The sequence below is a fragment of the Pseudomonas sp. Irchel s3f10 genome (genome assembly GCF_900187515.1).
GTDB classification, from domain to species: Bacteria; Pseudomonadota; Gammaproteobacteria; order Pseudomonadales; family Pseudomonadaceae; genus Aquipseudomonas; species Aquipseudomonas tensinigenes.
The window spans coordinates 1-19,190 of the sequence record NZ_FYDZ01000027.1; the positions used below are offsets into that span (position 1 = coordinate 1).

At 56.9% G+C, this 19,190-nt stretch carries 17 protein-coding genes, 4 tRNA genes and 1 pseudogene; 6 read left to right on the forward strand and 16 right to left on the reverse strand.

The window, feature by feature from the left end:
• Window positions 1-96 (forward strand): annotated as a pseudogene (locus CKW17_RS30650) (IS110 family transposase); the annotation flags it as partial.
• A gap of 500 nt (window positions 97-596) precedes the next feature.
• Here the strand turns inward: CKW17_RS30650 and CKW17_RS29080 are convergent.
• From CKW17_RS29080 to CKW17_RS29125, 10 genes are all read right to left on the reverse strand, one after another.
• The gene (locus CKW17_RS29080) at window positions 597-2,468 is read right to left on the reverse strand and encodes a SurA N-terminal domain-containing protein (protein ID WP_095123370.1); all 1,872 of its coding nucleotides are present in this window, start codon (window positions 2,466-2,468) and stop codon (window positions 597-599) included.
• A gap of 228 nt (window positions 2,469-2,696) precedes the next feature.
• Window positions 2,697-2,969, reverse strand: coding sequence for an HU family DNA-binding protein (locus CKW17_RS29085; protein ID WP_003183171.1), 273 nt, complete (start codon window positions 2,967-2,969; stop codon window positions 2,697-2,699).
• 148 nt (window positions 2,970-3,117) lie between these two features.
• The gene (gene lon, locus CKW17_RS29090) at window positions 3,118-5,514 is read right to left on the reverse strand and encodes an endopeptidase La (protein ID WP_095123372.1); all 2,397 of its coding nucleotides are present in this window, start codon (window positions 5,512-5,514) and stop codon (window positions 3,118-3,120) included.
• 163 nt (window positions 5,515-5,677) lie between these two features.
• A complete protein-coding gene (gene clpX, locus CKW17_RS29095; protein ID WP_003223632.1) occupies window positions 5,678-6,961 on the reverse strand; it encodes an ATP-dependent Clp protease ATP-binding subunit ClpX in 1,284 nt (427 codons plus the stop codon).
• 112 nt (window positions 6,962-7,073) lie between these two features.
• Entirely contained in the window at window positions 7,074-7,709 is a 636-nt protein-coding gene (gene clpP / locus CKW17_RS29100) for an ATP-dependent Clp endopeptidase proteolytic subunit ClpP (RefSeq protein WP_007951559.1), read from the reverse strand.
• Between the two features lie 93 nt (window positions 7,710-7,802).
• Window positions 7,803-9,113 carry a trigger factor gene (gene tig / locus CKW17_RS29105; protein ID WP_016986883.1) on the reverse strand — a complete coding sequence of 437 codons (1,311 nt, stop codon included), beginning with the start codon at window positions 9,111-9,113 and terminating at the stop codon, window positions 7,803-7,805.
• A 400-nt stretch (window positions 9,114-9,513) separates the two neighbouring features.
• Window positions 9,514-9,589: transfer RNA gene (locus CKW17_RS29110), tRNA-His, on the reverse strand.
• Window positions 9,590-9,666: 77 nt separating this feature from the next.
• A tRNA-Leu gene (locus tag CKW17_RS29115) sits at window positions 9,667-9,751 on the reverse strand.
• A 56-nt stretch (window positions 9,752-9,807) separates the two neighbouring features.
• Window positions 9,808-9,883 (reverse strand) — tRNA-His (locus tag CKW17_RS29120).
• A gap of 32 nt (window positions 9,884-9,915) precedes the next feature.
• Window positions 9,916-9,992 (reverse strand) — tRNA-Arg (locus CKW17_RS29125).
• A 275-nt stretch (window positions 9,993-10,267) separates the two neighbouring features.
• Between CKW17_RS29125 and folD the strand changes: the two genes are divergently transcribed.
• Together folD and pbpG are read left to right on the forward strand one after the other, a co-directional pair.
• Entirely contained in the window at window positions 10,268-11,122 is an 855-nt protein-coding gene (folD, locus tag CKW17_RS29130; protein ID WP_038362797.1) for a bifunctional methylenetetrahydrofolate dehydrogenase/methenyltetrahydrofolate cyclohydrolase FolD, read from the forward strand.
• A 230-nt stretch (window positions 11,123-11,352) separates the two neighbouring features.
• The gene (gene pbpG / locus CKW17_RS29135; protein ID WP_095123374.1) at window positions 11,353-12,291 is read left to right on the forward strand and encodes a D-alanyl-D-alanine endopeptidase; all 939 of its coding nucleotides are present in this window, start codon (window positions 11,353-11,355) and stop codon (window positions 12,289-12,291) included.
• A 53-nt stretch (window positions 12,292-12,344) separates the two neighbouring features.
• Here the strand turns inward: pbpG and CKW17_RS29140 are convergent, their stop codons facing one another.
• The 3 genes from CKW17_RS29140 to CKW17_RS29150 all read right to left on the reverse strand — a co-directional run bounded on the left by CKW17_RS29140 (window position 12,345) and on the right by CKW17_RS29150 (window position 13,532).
• The gene (locus tag CKW17_RS29140; RefSeq protein ID WP_095123376.1) at window positions 12,345-12,551 is read right to left on the reverse strand and encodes a hypothetical protein; all 207 of its coding nucleotides are present in this window, start codon (window positions 12,549-12,551) and stop codon (window positions 12,345-12,347) included.
• Between the two features lie 12 nt (window positions 12,552-12,563).
• Window positions 12,564-12,770 carry a DUF6021 family protein gene (locus CKW17_RS29145; RefSeq protein ID WP_095123378.1) on the reverse strand — a complete coding sequence of 69 codons (207 nt, stop codon included), beginning with the start codon at window positions 12,768-12,770 and terminating at the stop codon, window positions 12,564-12,566.
• A 90-nt stretch (window positions 12,771-12,860) separates the two neighbouring features.
• Window positions 12,861-13,532: a peptidase C39 family protein gene (locus tag CKW17_RS29150; RefSeq protein ID WP_095123380.1), complete on the reverse strand. Its 672-nt coding sequence runs from the start codon at window positions 13,530-13,532 to the stop codon at window positions 12,861-12,863.
• Window positions 13,533-13,766: 234 nt separating this feature from the next.
• Here CKW17_RS29150 and CKW17_RS30460 point away from each other — a divergent pair, with 234 nt between their 5' ends.
• Window positions 13,767-13,937 carry a hypothetical protein gene (locus CKW17_RS30460; protein ID WP_176470137.1) on the forward strand — a complete coding sequence of 57 codons (171 nt, stop codon included), beginning with the start codon at window positions 13,767-13,769 and terminating at the stop codon, window positions 13,935-13,937.
• Window positions 13,938-14,193: 256 nt separating this feature from the next.
• Here CKW17_RS30460 and CKW17_RS29160 read toward each other — a convergent pair whose 3' ends face one another.
• Together CKW17_RS29160 and CKW17_RS29165 are read right to left on the reverse strand one after the other, a co-directional pair.
• Window positions 14,194-14,943: a TerC family protein gene (locus CKW17_RS29160; protein ID WP_007917342.1), complete on the reverse strand. Its 750-nt coding sequence runs from the start codon at window positions 14,941-14,943 to the stop codon at window positions 14,194-14,196.
• Window positions 14,944-14,972: 29 nt separating this feature from the next.
• Complete coding sequence (locus CKW17_RS29165) at window positions 14,973-15,215, reverse strand: hypothetical protein (RefSeq protein WP_095123384.1); 243 nt, start codon at window positions 15,213-15,215, stop codon at window positions 14,973-14,975.
• 133 nt (window positions 15,216-15,348) lie between these two features.
• Between CKW17_RS29165 and nhaR the strand changes: the two genes are divergently transcribed.
• Window positions 15,349-16,248 carry a transcriptional activator NhaR gene (gene nhaR, locus CKW17_RS29170; protein ID WP_016986874.1) on the forward strand — a complete coding sequence of 300 codons (900 nt, stop codon included), beginning with the start codon at window positions 15,349-15,351 and terminating at the stop codon, window positions 16,246-16,248.
• Here the strand turns inward: nhaR and CKW17_RS29175 are convergent.
• Complete coding sequence (locus CKW17_RS29175) at window positions 16,243-17,406, reverse strand: MFS transporter (RefSeq protein ID WP_095123386.1); 1,164 nt, start codon at window positions 17,404-17,406, stop codon at window positions 16,243-16,245. The two genes, nhaR and CKW17_RS29175, sit on opposite strands and share 6 nt — an antisense overlap.
• Window positions 17,407-17,742: 336 nt before the next feature.
• On the opposite strand from CKW17_RS29175, the gene sstT reads away from it, so the two are divergent.
• A complete protein-coding gene (sstT, locus tag CKW17_RS29180) occupies window positions 17,743-18,975 on the forward strand; it encodes a serine/threonine transporter SstT (RefSeq protein WP_095123388.1) in 1,233 nt (410 codons plus the stop codon).
• Window positions 18,976-19,190 lie beyond the last annotated feature (215 nt).

Sequence of the window (19,190 nt, forward strand, 5' to 3'; positions counted from 1 at the left end):
ACCACGCAGGCGTTGGTGATGCTGGCTCGCAAACTTGCTCGGGTGGTATTCGCCTTGCTGAAAGGGCAAAGCGAATATCAGGCAAAAGTCAGTTGAGGGCTTCCCCTCAACCATAGAATCTCCCACAGGTTTAATTTGTGTGCGGCCCACGCGGCAAAGCCGCCCCACTCAACAGGATGAGCGTTAGCTCGGCTGCAGCTTTTGATCTTGATCCACCGGTCCCGTCGGCAGGCTGAGTGGAGGGATTTATCCGGGGGTGGGAGCGCAGCGACCGTTCGACGAAGTCGAACACATCGAGAGGAGGTGCAGCGAAGCAAACCGTAGGCGATGCCCCCCGGATGAATCCCGGAGCGAAGGAACCCCGAGCTTTAGCGAGCGGGCCGAACGTTGGGACAAGCCTTTTTGGGTACTTTTTCGGCGTCTGGAAAAAGTGCCTCGCCGTAAGGGCGAAACCGCCAGCGGCAGCACCCGCAGCAACGGATATTCATCCAAAACCCCAAGAACATGGTCGGCCCAAAGGCCGCCACGACCCAACGCCCAAAAAAAAGCCCCGACCTATACAGGCCGGGGCTTTCACATAACAGCTCAATCAGACATCAAAACCGCTTGATCTCAGCCTGAGCTTCCAACTGCTTGCGATACGCCGCAAAGTCCTGCTGCCCCTCACGCGAAGCAAGGAAACGACGGTACTGAACCTTCTCTTCATCCGTCGGTGCAGCCGCTTCGTTAACGCCATTCAGACGCACGATCATCAGACTGCCATCCGCCAACGTCACGCTGGTGAACGTCGGCTTGTCCTTGGCAGCCGGCTTCGGCATACGGAACAACGCTTGCAGCACCGCCGGATCAACACCTTCCTGACCACGGGTGGCCGCTTCAGTGGTTTTCCAGTTCTGACCCTCAACCGCTTTGTCCAGAGGAGCCTTGCCGTCACGCAGATCAGCAATCAGCTTCTCGGCCTTGGTCTTGGCAGCCGCGCTGGCATGCTCTTTGGTCAACTGAGTGCGGATCGCCGCATTCACGCTTTCCAGCGGCAGTTGCGCAGGCTTCAGGTGTTCCTTGGAGCGCAGCACGATCACGGTTTCCGGATCCAGCTCGATGGCGGTGCTATTGGCACCCTCGTCGATCACTTCGGTACTGAACGCAGCAGTAACCACGGCACGGTTGGCCGCAACACCTTCGCCACCTTCACGGCCGAATGGCTTGGAGGTGTGCACGGTCAGCTTCAGATCCGCCGCTGGCTGAGCCAGGTCAGACGCTTCGAACGCCGAGTCTTCCAGTTGCTTGGTTGCCTCGACGAAGCGCTGCTCGACCTGCGCGGCTTTCAGCTCGCGGGTCAGCTTGTCTTTCAGGCTGGCCAAGGTCGGCACTTCAGGCGCTTCGACACCCAACAGCTTGATCAAGTGGTAACCGAAGTCAGTACGAATCGGCTCGGACACCTGGTCTTTCGACAGGGAGTACAAGGCTTTTTCGAACGCCGGGTCGTAAACGCCCGGGCCTGCGTAACCGAGGTCACCGCCGTTATTGGCCGAACCCGGGTCCTGCGAGAACTCTTTGGCCAGCGCTTCGAACTTCTCGCCCTTGGCCAGACGCGCCTGGACTTCGTCGATCTTCGCTTTGGCCTGAGCCTCGGTGGTCTTGTCGTTCACTTCGATCAGAATATGCGCGGCACGACGCTGTTCCGACAGGTTGGCGATCTCTTTCTGATACGCCGCCTGCAGGTCTTCGTCTTTCACGGCAACCTGATCGAAGAACGAAGACTTCTTCAGCTCTACGTAATCGATGATCACTTGGTCCGGAGTCATGAACTCCTTGGCGTGTTCGTCGTAGTAAGCCTTGACCTCGTCGTCGGTCAGTTTGACCGCAGCCGGGTCAGCCTTGACGTTCAGGGTGGCGAAATCGCGGGTCTGTTTTTCCAGACGGGCAAATGCCAGCACTTCAGCGTCGGTGACGAAACCGCTGCCCGCCACACCGGCACGCAGTTGGCCGATCAGCATTTCCTGAGCCAGCATCTGGCGAAATTGCATACGGCTGTAACCCAGTTGACGGATTACCTGATCGAAACGCTCGGAGCTGAACTTGCCGTCCACCTGGAATTCAGGTGTCTGCAGGATCACTTGGTCCAGTGCGCCTTCGGAGAAAGCGAATTTCGCTTGTTCGGCGCCTTGCAGCAGCAGCTTGCGATCAATCAGACCCTTGAGGGCCGATTCGCGGAGCATTTTTTCGTCGAGCAAGGAAGCATCGAAGTCTTTGCCCAGCTGTTGCATCAGCTGACGGCGTTGCATATCAACGGCCTGGCTCAGCTCGTTCTGGCTGATTTCATCACCGTTGACCTTGGCCGCCTCATTCTTGTGAGTCGTGGCCTGGAAAATGGCGTCGAAACCGGTCAGAGCCATCAGTGCAACGATGACCCCGATAATGGTCTTGGCAATCCAGCCTTGTGAATTGTCCCTGATATTCTGCAGCATGCGTCCCCCAGAAACGGTTGAACTTCAAAATTAGGCAACCGTGGAGCGTGGGTAGAATCCGGATAGAAGAAAGGCGCATCCGAGGATGCGCCTTCTCGTAACTGGCGGAGCGGACAGGGCTCGAACCCTCGATCCCGGCGTTACAGGCAACTGTTTCAGCTACCTGCTCTACCGCTCCGCTGCCAAGTCAGGCATGACCCCGACCCGGATGGGTAAAAACCTGAAAACTTAGTTAACAGCTTCTTTCAGTGCTTTACCGGCTTTGAAACCTGGCTTCTTGGCAGCCGGGATTTCCAGAGTCTTGCCGGTCTGCGGGTTACGACCGGTACGAGCCGGACGATCCGTCACGGAGAAAGTACCGAAACCAACCAGAACAACGGAGTCGCCAGCCTTCAGAGCGCCAGTGACGGATTCGATTACAGCGTCCAGCGCACGGCCAGCAGCAGCTTTCGGGATATCAGCGGATGCAGCGATAGCATCAATCAGTTCCGACTTGTTCACTCTAAGTCCCCTTATATCTATTTTGAGATGATTCTAAGTTTTTTGGTGAAAGCAAAAACGAGTGCTGAATGGCCTACAGACACTTAAGAGCCGCTTTATAACAAGGGCTCTAAAAAACTGTCAAGGAAGCCCCCCAGGCAAAAGCGTATTAATGCGTGCTAATTCTTTCCTTAGAGTCAGACTCACGTTTTTCGTCCTTGGCAACTATCTCCGGAGCCACATCCGGCAAGGGCTCCGGCGCGTATTGCAGCGCAATTTGCAGGACCTCGTCAATCCATTTAACCGGTTTAATCTGCAGATCCTGCTTGATATTGTCAGGAATCTCCTTCAGATCACGCACGTTCTCTTCCGGAATAATCACAATCTTGATTCCGCCGCGGTGAGCCGCCAGCAGTTTTTCCTTCAGACCGCCAATCGCCAGCACTTGACCACGCAGCGTGATTTCGCCGGTCATGGCGACATCGGCGCGCACCGGAATGCCGGTCAATGCCGACACCAGCGCCGTGCACATGCCTACACCGGCGCTAGGGCCGTCCTTCGGGGTCGCCCCTTCCGGCATGTGGATGTGCGTGTCGCGCTTCTCGTGGAAGTCCAGGGGAATGCCCAGGCTCTTGGCACGACTGCGGACCACGGTTAGCGCGGCAGTGATCGATTCGACCATCACGTCGCCCAGCGAACCGGTCTTGATCAATTGCCCTTTGCCCGGCACAACAGCGGCTTCGATGGTCAGCAATTCACCACCAACCTGAGTCCAGGCAAGGCCGGTCACCTGACCGATCTGATCCTGTTGTTCGGCCAGACCGTAGCGGAATTTGCGCACACCGAGGAAGTGTTCCAGCAAGTCAGCTGTCACTTTCACCGAGAAGCGTTTTTCCAGCGCGTGCTCTTTGACGGCCTTGCGGCAGACCTTGGCGATCTGCCGTTCGAGGCCACGCACACCGGCTTCACGGGTGTAGTAACGGATGATGTCGCGGATCGCTTCAGCGTCGAATTCCAGCTCGCCCTTTTTCAGACCGTTAGCGGCGATCTGTTTTGGCGAGAGGTATTTGACGGCGATGTTGATCTTCTCGTCTTCGGTGTAGCCCGGCAGACGGATGACTTCCATCCGGTCGAGCAGCGCCGGCGGGATGTTCATCGAGTTCGAGGTGCACAGGAACATCACATCCGAAAGGTCGTAATCGACTTCCAGATAATGGTCGTTGAAATTGTGGTTCTGCTCTGGATCGAGCACTTCCAGCAACGCCGATGCCGGATCGCCACGCATATCGCTGCCCATTTTGTCGATTTCATCGAGCAGGAACAGCGGGTTGCGAACGCCCACCTTTGTCATCTTTTGAATCAATCTTCCCGGCATCGAACCGATGTAAGTCCGGCGGTGACCACGAATTTCCGCTTCATCACGCACGCCACCGAGGGCCATGCGCACGAATTTACGGTTGGTAGCGTGGGCGATCGACTCGGCCAGCGAGGTTTTACCCACGCCCGGAGGACCGACCAGGCACAACACCGGGCCACGGATTTTCTTCACGCGTTTTTGTACGGCGAGGTATTCAAGGATACGTTCCTTGACCTCTTCGAGACCGTAGTGATCGGCATCGAGAATGTCTTCTGCGCGCGCCAGGTCCAGGCGTACCTTGCTCTGAGCCTTCCACGGCACCTGCACCAGCCAGTCGATGTACGAGCGCACCACGGTGGCCTCAGCGGACATCGGCGACATTTGCTTGAGCTTGTTCAGCTCGGCAGTGGCTTTGGCCAACGCGTCTTTCGGCAGACCGGCAGCGTCGATACGCTTTTTCAGGTCTTCGATTTCGTTGTGGCCTTCGTCGCTGTCACCGAGCTCTTTCTGAATGGCCTTCATCTGCTCATTCAGGTAGTACTCGCGCTGACTGCGCTCCATTTGCTTTTTGACACGGCCACGAATGCGTTTTTCGACTTGCAGCAGATCAATCTCGGCATCCAGCAACGCCAGAACGTGCTCAACACGGGCCGACAGGTCGATGATTTCGAGGATTTCCTGCTTCTGCTCGATTTTCAGCGCCATGTGCGCCGCCATGGTGTCGACCAGACGACCCGGCTCATCGATGCTGTTGAGCGAAGACAGGACTTCAGCCGGGACCTTCTTGCCCAGCTGTACATATTGTTCGAACTGCGACAGCAGTGTGCGCACGAACACTTCGGATTCGCGCTCGGCAGCGTCGACTTCTTCAATCAGCGAGACTTCAGCACGGCAGTGGCCGTCGACTTCGCTGAAGCGTTCGACGGTGCCACGCTGCTCACCCTCGACCAGAACCTTTACGGTGCCGTCAGGCAGCTTCAGAAGCTGTAGAACAGTGGCGATGGTACCTACGCGATAGAGAGCGTCTTCACCGGGATCGTCGTCAGCCGGGTTTCTCTGGGCCAGCAGCAGGATCTGCTTGTCGCCCGCCATCGCGGCCTCGAGGGCTTCGATGGATTTCTCGCGCCCCACGAACAGCGGGATAACCATGTGCGGATAAACCACGACATCACGCAATGGCAGGAGAGGCAATTCGATGGTTGTCTTCATGATTTCGCCTCTACGGCGGCCATATGGCCGTAATCAGATGGAATTGAGCTTGAAACCAAGATGGGGGCTGCCTTGAAAAAAAACAAGCGCAAAGCGGATGTAATAAATGACATAAAAAAAAAGAGGCCCGAAGGCCCCTTCTTTATTCCAGCAGACTGGACGCTTACGCGTCCGGCGCTGCCTTGGCCGTCGGCTCACTGTTTTCGTAAATATACAGTGGCTTGGACTTGCCTTCGATCACGCTTTCATCGATCACAACTTTGCTCACCTCGGACTGCGAGGGGATCTCATACATCGTGTCGAGCAGTACACCTTCGAGAATCGAACGCAGGCCACGGGCACCGGTTTTACGCTCCAGTGCACGTTTGGCGACCGATTTGAGCGCGTCTGTACGGAACTCCAGATCCACGCCTTCCATCTCGAACAGCTTGGCATACTGTTTGGTCAGAGCATTTTTCGGCTCGGTGAGGATCTGCATCAACGCAGCCTCGTCGAGCTCGTCCAGCGTCGCGAGGACCGGCAGACGACCGACGAATTCCGGGATCAGACCGAACTTGACCAGATCGTCAGGCTCGACTTCACGCAGGGATTCACCGACTTTCTTGCCTTCTTCCTTGCTGCGCACTTCTGCGTTGAAGCCGATGCCGCCCTTGGTGGAACGGTTTTGAATAACCTTTTCCAGACCAGAGAACGCACCACCGCAGATGAACAGGATGTTACGGGTGTCGACCTGCAGGAATTCCTGCTGCGGATGCTTGCGGCCACCTTGCGGCGGTACGGAAGCGACCGTGCCTTCGATCAACTTGAGCAAGGCCTGTTGCACGCCTTCACCGGAAACATCCCGGGTAATCGACGGGTTGTCGGACTTGCGGGAAATCTTGTCGATTTCGTCGATGTAGACAATACCCATCTGGGCCTTCTCTACGTCGTAATCGCACTTCTGCAGCAGCTTCTGAATGATGTTCTCGACATCTTCACCCACGTAACCCGCCTCGGTGAGGGTGGTTGCGTCGGCAATGGTGAACGGAACGTTCAGCAAGCGGGCCAGTGTTTCGGCCAGCAGGGTCTTACCGGAGCCTGTCGGGCCGATCAGCAGGATGTTGCTCTTGCCGAGTTCGACGTCGTCAGCCTTTTTGTCACGCTGGTTCAGGCGCTTGTAGTGGTTGTACACCGCTACGGCCAGAACCTTTTTCGCACGCTCCTGACCAATGACGTACTGGTCAAGGATGCCGCTGATTTCTTTAGGCGAAGGCAATTTATGCGCGCTGCTTTCGGCCTGGGCTTCCTGCACCTCCTCACGGATGATGTCATTGCACAGGTCGACGCACTCGTCGCAGATAAAGACCGAGGGGCCGGCAATCAATTTGCGCACTTCATGCTGGCTTTTGCCACAGAAGGAGCAATAGAGCAGCTTGCCGTTGTCCTCGCCGTTGCGGGTGTCAGTCATTCGTTCGATCCAAATCCGATAGGCTTGCAACACAAGATGAAGGCTATTGCGGGCTTTTTCAAGCCCGCCGCTGATCAGACAAGCCGACCAAGCCTATTTTGAGCTGCTTATTTTAAGCTGGGCGCTGGTTGATCACTTCGTCGATCAGGCCATATTCCTTCGCAGCTTCTGCACTCATGAAGTTGTCGCGATTGGTATCGCGCTCGATTTCTTCCAGAGTACGGCCGCTGTGCTTGGCCATCAGCGTGTTCAGACGCTCGCGAATGAAGAGGATTTCCTTGGCGTGGATTTCGATGTCCGACGCCTGGCCCTGGAAACCGCCCAGTGGCTGGTGAATCATCACGCGCGAGTTCGGCAGGCAGAAACGCTTGCCCGGGGCACCTGCGGTCAGCAGGAATGCGCCCATGCTGCAGGCCTGACCGATGCAGGTGGTCGACACGTTCGGCTTGATGAACTGCATGGTGTCGTAGATCGACATGCCCGCTGTCACCGAACCGCCCGGGGAGTTGATGTAGAGATGGATGTCCTTGTCCGGGTTTTCCGCTTCAAGGAACAGCAGTTGCGCGCAGATCAGGTTGGCCATGTAGTCCTCTACCGGACCAACCAGAAAGATCACTCGCTCCTTGAGCAGGCGCGAATAGATGTCATAGGCGCGTTCGCCACGAGCAGATTGCTCGACAACCATCGGGACCAGGCCGCCGGCGGCCTGGATATCAGAGTTCTGCTGAATATAAGAATTACGGAACATGCTCTGCAGTCGCTCCCAAATAGTTATGTCTTGAATACGCATAAGCCAGCTCGAGAGCTGGCTTATGGTGTGTACTTCTTAACGCAAAACCAATCAGTCGGCTGTTGGAGCTTCTACCGGCTTGACTGCTTCTTCGTAAGAGACCGCTTTGTCGGTCACACTAGCTTTCTGCAGAACAGTATCCACAACTTGCTCTTCCAGCACAACCGAACGCACTTCGTTCAGCTGCTGCTCGTTTTTGTAGTACCACGACACAACCTGCTCAGGCTCCTGGTAAGCGGAAGCCATTTCCTGAATCATTTCGCGGACGCGAGCGTCGTCAGGCTTCAGGTCGAATTGCTTGACCACTTCAGCAACGATCAGACCCAGCACAACGCGGCGCTTGGCTTGCTCTTCGAACAGCTCGGCCGGCAGTTGATCAGGCTTGATGTTACCGCCGAACTGCTGAACAGCCTGCACGCGCAGACGGTCAACTTCGTTGGACAGCAGAGCCTTAGGCACTTCGATCGGGTTGGTGGCCAGCAGACCGTCCATTACCTGATTCTTGACCTTGGATTTGATCGCCTGACGCAGTTCACGCTCCATGTTCTTGCGAACTTCAGTGCGGAAGCCGTCGATGCCGCTTTCCTTGATGCCGAATTGAGCGAAGAATTCTTCGTTCAGCTCTGGCAGCTTAGGCTCGGAAACAGTGTTGACAGTTACGGTGAACTCAGCGGTTTTGCCAGCCAGGTCCAGGTTCTGATAGTCCTCTGGGAAGGTCAGGTTCAGAACGCGCTCTTCACCGGCTTTAGCGCCAACCAGGCCTTCTTCGAAGCCAGGAATCATGCGGCCGGAACCCAGCACCAACTGAGTGCCTTTGGCGGAGCCGCCAGCGAATACTTCGCCGTCAACCTTGCCAACGAAATCGATGTTCAGTTGGTCTTCGTTCTGGGCAGCGCGATCGGCCACTTCAAAACGGGTGTTCTGCTTGCGCAGGATGTCGAGCATTTTGTCCAGATCAGCGTCAGCCACGTCAGCGCTCAGGCGCTCAACGGTGATGCCGTCGAAACCGGCAACGGTGAACTCTGGGAACACTTCGAACACAGCAACGTATTCCAGATCCTTGCCAGCTTCGAGCGACTTAGGCTCGATCGAAGGCGAACCAGCAGGGTTCAGCTTCTGCTCAACCACAGCTTCGTAGAAGGAGGACTGGATCACGTCGCCTACAGCTTCCTGACGAGCATCAGCACCGAAACGGCGCTTGATTTCGCTCATTGGCACTTTGCCTGGACGGAAGCCAGCAATCTTGGCCTTTTGGGCGGTCTGCTGCAGACGCTTGTTGACCTGAGTCTCGATGCGCTCTGCCGGCACGGTGACGCTCATGCGGCGCTCGAGAGCAGTAGTATTTTCAACAGAAACTTGCATGGATATTCCTCGTTGCACAGACGTTAGCCGGCCGTTTCCGACCCCAGAATCAAGGGCATGCATTCTAGTGGGTCAAACTCAAGAAGTCACCCTACTGAAAACGGGTAAAAAAACAGCAGGCATTTTATCGGGACCGCCACACCAATGCAGCGCGCCCCACAGGCGAATACAACCAATCACGCCAGGGCTCTGCGCCAACCGCTTCTATATATAGAAGAGACTGCCGATCACTCCCTGACGGCCGTTCTTGCAAGCAAGCCCGGCGAGCGGTGCAGCATCATCGAGCAACATAAATACGACGAAGCGCCCTACTCCTGCGTCCCGAAACCGGCCATGCCGGTTTTCAAAACCGCAAAACAAAAAAGGCGCCAGACTGTTAAATCTGGCGCCTTTCGAAATATGGGGTGGACGATGGGGATCGAACCCACGACAACGGGAGTCACAATCCCGTGCTCTACCAACTGAGCTACGCCCACCATATTGCGTAACAAAAAAGCCAAACAACTTCTTTGTTGAAACCTCACCAGCCCGAAGACATGAATGAAGCTTTAATTGGTGCGGATGAAGAGACTCGAACTCTTACGCCTCGCGGCGCTGGAACCTAAATCCAGTGTGTCTACCAATTCCACCACATCCGCAGGTGAAGCTTTAAAGCAAAGGCGCCAGACTGTTACATCTGGCGCCTTTCGAAATATGGGGTGGACGATGGGGATCGAACCCACGACAACGGGAGTCACAATCCCGTGCTCTACCAACTGAGCTACGCCCACCATATCGCGTTACTTGTGCCAAAGCTGCCTAATGGCGCACCCGGCAGGACTCGAACCTGCGACCATCCGCTTAGAAGGCGGATGCTCTATCCAGCTGAGCTACGGGCGCCTTATTAATCTGTACTCTTAAAGGACTACAAACTAAGTGCTTTCCAGTGTCGCAGAACCTTGATTCCGCTTCACCTTCTTAACCAGTGCTAGGCTGTGCCCGACAAGTGCGACGAATAGTATAGAGCGCTCCGAAGGTCGTCAAATCCTTTTTGAAAAAAATTCATTTAATTAAAGGAGTTAGAGGAATTTGCTGACCAAGCGCCTTTGCCCTCACCGCTCGACATGCGAGAATGCGTTCTCATTTTTTCCCCTCTCGATGGTTAATCACGCGCAATGACTGCACAACTAATCGACGGCAAATCGATCGCCGCCAGCCTGCGCCAGCAGATCGCCCAACGAGTTGCCGAGCGTCGCCAGCAAGGCCTGCGCACTCCCGGCCTCGCGGTGATCCTGGTCGGCAGCGATCCTGCCTCTCAGGTTTATGTCTCGCACAAGCGTAAAGACTGTGAAGAGGTCGGCTTCCTCTCTCAAGCCTACGACCTGCCCTCCGACACCACGCAAGACGCGTTGACCGATCTGATCGATCGCCTCAATGACGACCCTGCAATCGACGGCATCCTGCTTCAGTTGCCGCTGCCCGAGCACCTGGACGCCTCCAAACTGCTGGAGCGCATCCGCCCGGACAAAGACGTCGACGGCTTCCATCCTTATAACGTCGGTCGTCTGGCCCAGCGCATTCCGCTGCTGCGTCCATGCACGCCTAAAGGCATCATGACGCTGCTGGAAAGCACCGGCGCTGATCTTTATGGCATGGACGCAGTGGTCGTCGGCGCCTCCAACATCGTCGGTCGCCCGATGGCGATGGAACTGTTGCTGGCCGGCTGCACCGTGACCGTGACCCACCGTTTCACCAAGGATCTGGCCGGCCACGTCGGTCGTGCCGATCTGGTGGTGGTGGCCGCCGGCAAGCCGGGCCTGGTCAAAGGCGAGTGGATCAAGGAAGGCGCGATCGTGATCGACGTCGGCATCAACCGTCAGGACGACGGCAAACTGGTCGGTGACGTTGTCTACGAAACCGCCCTGCCCCGCGCCGGCTGGATCACCCCGGTACCGGGTGGCGTCGGTCCGATGACCCGTGCTTGCCTGCTGGAAAACACTCTTTATGCGGCAGAAACCCTGCACGCGTGAGTGGTACTTTCAGCACTAAGAAAAACCCGCCTCGTGCGGGTTTTTTCATGCCTGAGAAAAAACTGTAACCGTTCGCCGGAAACCCCTCTTTTTACAGGCCTTTTCACGAGATTTTCAGGTCACTCAAACAACCATCGACAGATCTTCAGCCATACTCCTAGAATGCGACGCTTTGAAGAAATAACCCGTTACAAACTAACGGAATATCCAACTTTTATGAGTTCGCCCGCGTGAAAATTCGTCTTTCGATTCTGAGCCTGTTTTTTGCAGTTTCAGGCACTTTCATCACGCCAACGATCAACGCTGCGGAAACCACCGCTGCCCCACGTGACGCTTCGAGCCTGAAGATCGCCTCCGGCAGCGCCCTGCTCATGGATATGCAGACCAACAAAGTCATCTACTCCAGCAACCCTGACGTGATCGTGCCGATCGCTTCTGTCAGCAAGTTGATGACCGGACTGGTAGTGGTTGAAGCCCGGCAGAACATGGACGAATGGATCAATGTCGATATCAGTAACACACCGGAAATGCGCGGTGTGTTCTCCCGAGTCAAACTCAAGAGTGAACTGCCGCGTCGCGAGATGCTGCTGATCGCCTTGATGTCTTCGGAGAACCGCGCGGCCGCCAGCCTCGCGCACCACTATCCGGGAGGTTACGCGGCCTTTATTGCGGCGATGAACGCCAAGGCCAAGGCACTGGGCATGACCAGTACGCACTTTGTCGAGCCGACAGGCCTGTCCGAGCGTAACGTTTCCACTGCCCGCGACCTGAGCAAGCTGCTGGTGGCCGCGCACAAGTATCCGCTCCTCAGTGAACTCACCACTACCAAGGAAAAAACCGTGTCGTTCCGTAAACCCAATTACACCTTGGGTTTCCGAAACACCGATCACTTGGTCAATAAAGCCGACTGGGACATCAAGATCACTAAAACCGGCTTCACCAACCCCGCCGGGCATTGCCTGGTTCTGGTGACAAAAATGGGCAATCGCCCGGTCGCATTGGTGATTCTCGACGCGTTTGGCAAGTACACCCATTTTGCCGATGCCAGCCGCATCCGCAGCTGGGTGGAAACCGGCCGAAGCGCCAATGTCCCTGCTGTGGCTCAGCAATACAAGGCGCAGAAAAACCTCAAATCGCGCCAGAGCGGCGTGGTGGAGGCCTCCAAATAACCCGTCGCACAAGAAAAAGCCCCGAACCTTCGGGGCTTTTTTTCATCCGTGAATCAGTCATTGGGCAGCGGCATCTGGTCGTCATCAGGGATGCCATCGCCCGCACTCCGGTCCCGCGAAGGCTCCGGGGTCATGATATTGGGCCGGGCCAACGGATCACGCAGCGGGCTGTCCGGATTGAGCACTGGATCAACCTCTGGTTCTGGTGTAGTGGGCACGCTATCCGGTTTTTGGTCATCGAAGCTTGAATCGGTACTCATACGCACCTCGCATCAAGGTTTCAGATTGGCTAACGGGTCATAAGGCTTGGCCGGCTTCTTGGCATCCTCGCCGGGCTCGACGTCGAGAGGCGCTTTGGCGGGGCCGACAGGATCGACCTGCGGATCATCAAGATCGGGCGAGTCCGGATCGAAACCCAAATCACCTCCCGAGGAATGCTCGGAGGAATGCGGGCCTTTCGCTGCTGGGGAATCTTTCATATCGCCTCCTGATTCACCCGCAAAACACGGGATGTATAAATAGGAGGCTTGCCGGGCGTCGTCGTGCCCGGCAGATGACGAACGGAAACCTCAGTGTGCGGCCAACGCCTTGCGAGCCTGCGCCGCTTCATTTTCCTGACCGGCCTGAGCCAGTTCATCGGCCGCTTTGAGCCAGCGCTGACGGTCAATGGCTGCCGGGATCTGCGACGGTTTCTGAATCAGCACGGCCCAGCCACCGGATTTCTCCAGTGCCGACTCAAAGGAACTGAAACTCATCAGTTCGCGACGGTTCATCCCGGCACGCAGCAAGACCTTCTGTTTGTTGCGGTCGTAGCCGGACAGGATCGCGTAACGCGGCTCGGCCCAGAACGCCGAGCCCTCGCTGAAGCGCACCATCACCGGATAACCCGCCGCCACTTGGGTCAACAGCGCGGGCAAATTGCTGTCCAGCGGATACACCACCATGCCGTACTCGCGGGCAAGGTTTTGCAGATTCTGCTGCAATTTGTCTTCGGCACCCGGCAGGTGCAATGGTTTCTCGAGCAGCCCCGGGGTAATCACGATGCCCTGCTGCGACAACAGGCTGGCCAGCACTTGCGGCCCACTCTGATTGGCTTCGCCGCGATAGAACGTGCCGCTGAGTTCGACCCGTTCCGGCAGACGCTTGACCTCGGGCGCCACAGTGCCTGCACACCCGGCCAACACGGCCGCACAACCCGCCACCAGCAGTGCCGCACGAATTCGAGAAAATACCTGCACCATCGTCACTCTCTGTTCAGACGCCGGTCATCGTGTTCCGGCAACGCCTGCGATCATAGAGCCGCGTCAGGCTGCGGTATAGCCTTAAGCGGCAGACACATCGATTGCATAGAGCAAACTGATTGGTCGCAATCGACCTTTGGTCAATAGTCTGAAACACCCCATTGTCTAGACTGTCACTGAAACAGAGCGAATTGAAAAAGTGTGCGCCCGATGCAGGGCGAAGAGGAGGCACTGATGAGCCTGACCATGACCATCGTAATGTTGATTGCCGGCTGGCTGGCCGTGGCCGCTGCCATGTTGTGGGGGGTGCTGCGGATTTCGCGGCGCCACCATCACCATCCGGTTCAGCCTGTTGCGGTTGAGAAAACCGAGAAGCACAGCCCGCGTCACGCAGCTGCGCATTGAGGCCAAACTTTAAAAGCAAAAGCCCCTCACCCTAGCCCTCTCCCGGAGGGAGAGGGGACTTACCGAGTCGCTATTGAGAAGTACATCGACGTGAAATATCGAGCCGAACTCAGGTTTAAAAACCACGCAGATCGGCTCCCTCTCCCTTGGGAGAGGGCTGGGGTGAGGGGCTGGTTCTATTCCACACTGCAAATCTTGAATCAAAAAAAAACCGCCTGACCTCTAAGAGTTCAGGCGGTTTTTGTACTTTCAGCGGTTACGCCTGCTCAGCCAGCTTCTTCTGCCTCGCCCGACGAGACATCATGTTCAGCACTTCAATCGCTGCCGAGAACGCCATCGCCGCATACACATAACCTTTCGGTACATGGGCACCGAAGCCTTCAGCGATCAAGGTCATACCGATCATGATCAGGAAGCCCAGGGCCAGCATCACCACCGTTGGGTTGTCGTTGATGAATTTCGCCAGCGGCTCAGCAGCAAACAACATCACCAGTACCGACACCACTACCGCGATGATCATGATCGGCAAGTGTTCGGTCATGCCGACCGCGGTAATGATGCTGTCGATCGAGAACACCATGTCGAGCATCAGGATCTGGCCAATAGCGGCAGCGAAACCGAGGGTAACCGTCGAGGTCGCCGACTTCGGATCTTCCGGTGCCGGGTCCATGCTGTGATGGATCTCGGTCGTGGCTTTCCAGACCAGGAACAGACCACCGGCAATCAGGATCATGTCCTTCCAGGAGAAGGCCTGACCCAGGATTTCGATCACCGGCGCAGTCAGTTGCACGATGAAGGCGATGGTGCTCAACAGCGCCAGACGCAGGATCAACGCCATGCCAATACCGATGCGGCGCGCCTTCTGCTGATATTGCTTAGGCAGCTTGTTGGTCAGGATCGAGATAAAGATCAGGTTATCGATGCCGAGCACGATTTCCATCACCACCAATGTGGCCAAAGCTACCCAAGCGGTGGGGCTGGCGGCGAGCTGTAACAGATATTCCATGGGTCAGTCCTGACTCTGTGTAAGACGAATTAGATGGTCTTGGAGGAAGATTCGGATTTTTCCGTGTCTTTTTCCGGTACTTCTTTTTTCTCGATCAACCCGCCGGTGGCATCGCTGAGTGCCTGCTCGGCAGCTTTATGCGTGTCGTCAATCGCTTGCTTGGCGCTTTCAGCGGCTTTGCCCATCAGTTGCTGGGCGCTTTTTTCAGCCTGATCGCAACCGGCCAGAAGCAGTAAAGACGTAAACATCAATGCTGGGATTGTATATTTCATAAGGTTTCCTTCGAATGAACAGACAGGCTCACAGACCGGCCGTCGATGGCTGGGCATTCTAGGGAGATGAACACTTCAGGAAAATTCGTATTTTTAGCGGCTATACTTCGGTTTTCACGAACTGTAGAACGTCATGCTCAATTACCGACAACTGCATTACTTCTGGGTCGTAGCCAAGACCGGCAGCATCGTGCGCGCCTGCGAGCAGCTGAACCTGACCCCGCAGACCATCAGCGGACAGATTTCTTTGCTTGAACAGACTTACGGCATCGAGCTATTCAGACGGGTTGGCCGGCAACTCGAATTGACCGAGGCCGGAAGACAAGCCCTGCCCTACGCCGAGCAAATGTTTCAACTGGGCGGCGAACTGGAATTGATGCTGCGCGCGCAACCCAACGAACAGCAGATTCTGTTCCGCGTCGGCGTGGCAGACGTGGTGCCCAAGTCCATCGTCTATCGCCTGATCGCGCCGACGATGGAGCTGAACGAACCGCTGCGCATCACCTGCCGCGAAGACAAACTCGAGCGTTTGCTGGCCGATCTGGCGATCCAGCGCCTCGACCTGGTGATTTCCGACAGCCCGATGCCCTCGCACCTCGACATCAAGGGCTACAGCCAGAAGCTCGGTGAATGCGGGATCAGCTTCTTTGCCACTGCTGAATTGGCGGCCAGGTACGGTCAGGATTTCCCGCGAAGCCTGCACGGCGCGCCACTGCTGATTCCCGGCGCGGAAACCGTAGTGCGCAGCCGCTTGCAGCGCTGGTTTGCCGAGCAGCAGATCCAGCCGCAAATCGTCGGCGAGTTTGATGACAGTGCGTTGATGCAGGCCTTCGGCCAATCCGGCAGCGGGATTTTTATTGGCCCGAGCGTGATTGCCGATGAGGTGAAGCGCCAGTACGGCGTCGAGTTGATTGGCCAGACTGACGCGGTGACCGAGTCGTTCTATGCCATTTCGGTGGAGCGCAAGGTCAAGCACCCCGGCATCGTTGCGATTACCGAAGGTGCCCGACGCGAGCTGTTTACTGCCTTATGAGGCCTCGGCGCACATCTCGCGCGGCTTGAGCGTCATCAGCACCATGGCGAGGAACACCGACAGCAAGATGAATCCGGCGGCGGCAAAGCCGAGGAAACCCAGACCTGCGCTGTCGATGACCCGACCACCAACAATGGCGCCCAGGCCGATCCCCAGATTGGCCCCGGCGATGTTCAACGAAGCGGCAAAGGCCGGCGCTTCCGGCGCGGCTTTCATCAGGCGCACATGACTGACCAGGAACAATGCAGCCTGGGTGATGCCCCAGATTCCCATCGCCACCGCCAGCCCCAGCGGCGAGTGAATGTTCGGCACCAGCGAGACCATGCCGGAAATCATGAACGCACAGAACAACACCGACGCCCCCAGCGGGTGGCGATCGACCGCTCGACCGCCCAGCGAGTTGCCAATCAGCCCGACCGCGCCGAAGGCCATCAGGCACCAACCGACCACGGTGCCGTTGAACCCGGCGAGGCGCTCAAGAATGTCGGCCAGATAGGTGTAAGCGGTAAACATGCCGCTGAACACCAGAATCGACAGCACGATATGGCCGATCATCAATGGGCTGCGCAGGATCTTGAATTGCGAGCGGAAGCTGACCTGATGCTGATGCAGACTGGTTTTCGGCAGATAAACAAACAGCAGCAAGGCTTTGGCAAAAGCGATGACCGCCAGAATGCCAAAGGCACTGCGCCAGCCGAAGGCGTCGGAAATCAGCGTGCCGACCGGAATGCCGAACACCGTGGCGCAAACAATGCCGAAGCCGATCTTGGCAATCGCGCGACCGGCGAAATCCGGGCCGACGATGTCCACGGCGGTCTCGCTGGCCAAGGCCCAGAACACCGGCAGACCAAGCGCCGGAATCAATCGGGCAATCGCCATTACCCAGATATTCGGTGCCAGCGCGGCCACGGTATTGGCCAGGCCAAACATGATCAGGATGCTGATAAACAGTTTGCGTCGCTCGAAGCGGGCGAAATACGCGGTCAGGAAAGGCCCGAACATTGCCACCGTGAAGGCGAACAGAGTCACCAGCAACCCGGCCTGCGGGATGGTGACTTCAAGGTCTCGGGCAATCGCCGGCAACAGGCCGACGATAACGAATTCCGTGGTCAGCACCGTGAACCCGGCAGCGGACAACAGAAGAATGGGCAACAGCATGCGCAACTCCAGCAAAACGACGACACCAGCGTTGACCCGGAGGCCCGCTGGCAGAATTTGAAAATAAGGATGCGCAATCTTAACAGAGTGTGTCCGGACTGACTTGCACAAACCTGTCTATCTGGTTGACTGCTCCGGTGGCAGATCGTCACATGCCTGAAGGATAAGGCCTACGCTGTGATAAAGTCCGCGCCCTGAAAAACGTACAGCCTGTTCAACGACCGGTTTATTGGCGTTGATGTCGCGTCAACACTTTCGGTTCGTGGCGGTGGCCTGCCCCTTTTCTGCCATCGCTTTACGCAACCTTGCACCCTATAAAAAATCAGAGATGCCGCTATGACTGCTTCATCCCCTTCTCTATTGCAACGCCTGAAGAACCTGAGCCTGGTCGCGCAGATCCTCATCGGCCTGATTGCCGGTATCGCCTTGGCGATGTTTGCCCCGGACGTGGCAAAAGACACCGCGTTCATCGGCAAAGTGTTCGTCTCGGCGTTGAAAGCCGTCGCGCCGATCCTGGTGTTCGTGTTGGTGATGGCCTCGATTGCCAACCACAAGCACGGCCAGGAAACCCATATCCGCCCGATTCTGTTCCTCTATCTGCTGGGCACCTTCGCCGCAGCAGTGGTGGCCGTGATCGCCAGCATGGCGTTCACTTCGCATCTGGTGCTGTCCACCGAAAACGTCGCGGTGACCGCGCCGGGTGGCATTGCCGAAGTGTTGCAGAGCCTGTTGCTGAGCGTCGTGGATAACCCGGTGAATGCGCTGATCAACGCCAACTTCATCGGCATTCTGGCCTGGGCGATCGGCATGGGCGTCGCGATTCGCCATGCTGGTGACACCACCCGCGAAGTGCTCGGTGATCTGTCCAACGGCGTGACCTTGATCGTGCGTGTGGTAATTCGCTTTGCACCGCTGGGCATTTTCGGTCTGGTCGCTTCGACACTGGCCACCTCCGGTTTCGGCGCATTGATCGGTTACGCGCACCTGCTGGCCGTGCTGCTCGGCTGCATGCTGTTCGTGGCGCTGGTGATGAACCCGCTGATCGTGTTCTGGAAGCTGCGTCGCAACCCGTACCCGCTGACCCTCAAGTGCCTGCGTGAAAGTGGCATTACCGCGTTCTTCACTCGCAGTTCGGCGGCGAACATTCCGGTGAATCTGGAGTTGAGCAAACGTCTGGGTCTGCATGAAGACACCTATTCGGTGTCGATCCCACTGGGTGCGACCATCAACATGGCCGGTGCGGCGATCACCATTACCGTATTGACGCTGGCTGCCGTGCACACATTGGGTATTGCCGTGGACATTCCTACCGCGATTCTGCTCAGCGTTGTCGCCGCGATTTGTGCCTGTGGCGCTTCGGGTGTGGCCGGTGGTTCGTTGCTGTTGATTCCGTTGGCGTGCAGCCTGTTTGGCATTCCGAGTGAGATTGCCATGCAGGTGGTGGCGGTCGGTTTCATTATTGGGGTGTTGCAGGATTCGGCAGAGACGGCGCTGAACTCGTCGACTGATGTGCTGTTTACCGCTGCGGCGTGCCTGGGTGAAGAAGCCAAAGCCCAACGCACTGCGTAACCGCCTTACCCTGTGGGAGCGAGCCTGCTCGCGAAGGGGCGGGTCAGTCGACATCGATGTCGCATGACACCCTGCATTCGCGAGCAGGCTCGCTTGTATGGTAGGACTTGAAGGGAGGAGGAGGGACAAGGCTCGATTCTGACTGTTGACGCAGTACAGACCGTGGGAGATTTCGCCCCTCCTCCTTTCACCCAAGCGCCGATAAAGAATGCATC